The sequence below is a fragment of the Saccharopolyspora sp. genome, assembly GCF_017434145.1.
GTDB classification, from domain to species: Bacteria; Actinomycetota; Actinomycetes; order Mycobacteriales; family Pseudonocardiaceae; genus Saccharopolyspora_C; species Saccharopolyspora_C galaxeae.
Genome location: NZ_JAFRFW010000644.1, coordinates 1 through 1,716, shown reverse-complemented (window position 1 = coordinate 1,716; position 1,716 = coordinate 1). Strand labels below are relative to the sequence as shown.

Sequence of the window (1,716 nt, the reverse complement as noted above, 5' to 3'; positions counted from 1 at the left end):
GCCGTCCTGGAACGCCTGGAGTGGTTGCGCCGCGGCGCGGAGGGCCGGGTCGCGCAGCAAGATCTCGACGCGGTCGACGCGCTGCTCGACCCGGACGGCCCGCACTACGTGGGCGGTCGCGACGACGTGTACTACCTGGTCGCCGACACGGTCCACGTGGGCGGCAAACCCGCCGGTTGAGGTCCGGCGCGGCCGTCCGTCGCCGGTAGCCGCACCGGCCGGCGCCGCAGGCAGGCGGTTGCGGTCGGCTCAGTCCTGCGCGGGCTCGGCCGCGAAACCGGGCTGCCAGCGCGTGATGATCTCGCGCGCGGCGAACTCCGAGTCGAGCTGGCACAGGATGCCCGTCGCCCCGAGCGTGACCCGGTGGATCAGCAAGTAGTCCGGGGGCAGGTTCAACGACCGGCCGGTGCGGAAGTCCGGGCTGCGCAGATCACCGACCCGCTCGGCCTGCCGCTGCATCCACTCGCGGCTGAAGTGGAACCGCTCGGTGCGCACCGGGTCCACGAACGGGCCCAGGTAGGCGATCACGTCTTCGGCGCGCAGCGCGCTGTCGGTCTGCACGAACCGGTCCTCGCGCAGCAGCCTCAGCAGGTCGTCCGCCCGATCCTCCAGTGCCAGCCGCATCATCCGCCCCAGCACCGGCGGCAGGCCGTCGGCCAGCCGGGCGACCGCGCCGAAGTCGATCACGATCAACCGGCCGTCCTCGCCCAGCAGGAAATTGCCGGGATGCGGATCGGCGTGCAGCAGCCCGGAACGCTGCGGCGAGGAGAAGTGGAACTCGGCCAGCAGCCGTCCCGCCTCGTTGCGCTCCTGCTGCGCACCGTCGGCGATGATCTCGGCGAACGGCTTCCCGGTGACCCACTCGGTGATCAACACCTGCGGGGCGCTGGCCAGCACCTTCGGCACCCGGACCAGGTCGTCGCCGGCGAACGCGGTGGCGAACGCGCGCTGGTTGGCGGCCTCGGTGCGGTAGTCCAGCTCTTCGACCATCCGGTCTTGCAGCTCCGCCAGCAGCGGCTTGATCTCCGCGCCCGGCGCCAGCGACTGGAACAACCGGGAGAACCTGCTCAACTGGCGCAGGTCCGAACGCAGTGCCTCCGCTGCTCCGGGATACTGCACCTTCACCGCCACGTCCCGGCCGTCGTGCCAGACGGCGCGGTGCACCTGGCCGATGCTGGCAGCGGCGGCGGGCTCGTCGTCGAACTCGGCGAACCGGTCCCGCCAGGCACGCCCGAGCTGGGTGTCGAGCACGCGCCGCACGCTGTCCCCGGACATCGGGGGAGCGGCGGACTGCAGCTTGGTCAGCGCCTCCCGGTACGGCTCGGCCATCTCGTCCGGCACGGCGGCCTCGAACACGCTCAACGCCTGGCCGAACTTCATCGCACCGCCCTTGAGCTGGCCGAGCACGGCGAACAGCTGCTCGGCGGTGCGCGCGGAGAGTTCCGCGTTGATCTCTTCCGAGGTGTGCCCGGTGAGCCGCTTGCCCCAGCCGGCGGCCACCCGCCCGGCCACGCCAAGCGGGAGGCTCGCGAGTTTGGCGGTGCGTTGCGCCGCCCGGCGGGGGATGTCGGTCACGAAGGCTCCTTTGCGCAGCGCAGCAGAACCGTCCCGAGGAACGAAAAGTCTTCGAGTGTCGGGGGGCCGGAGCACATCGTAGTGGTTCACCGAGGGCTTGTGGGGATCTCGATCGCGCCGGAACCGCCCGCCGGCCCGGCT

At 71.8% G+C, this 1,716-nt stretch carries 1 protein-coding gene and 1 pseudogene; one reads left to right on the top strand and one right to left on the bottom strand.

Features of this window, described 5'->3' with window-relative positions:
- Positions 1 to 180: pseudogene (locus IJH84_RS17710) on the top strand (hypothetical protein); the annotation flags it as partial.
- Between the two features lie 69 nt (positions 181 to 249).
- On the opposite strand, the gene IJH84_RS17705 reads toward IJH84_RS17710, so the two are convergent.
- A complete protein-coding gene (locus tag IJH84_RS17705) occupies positions 250 to 1,575 on the bottom strand; it encodes an AarF/ABC1/UbiB kinase family protein (RefSeq protein WP_295146434.1) in 1,326 nt (441 codons plus the stop codon).
- Positions 1,576 to 1,716: the final 141 nt, after the last annotated feature.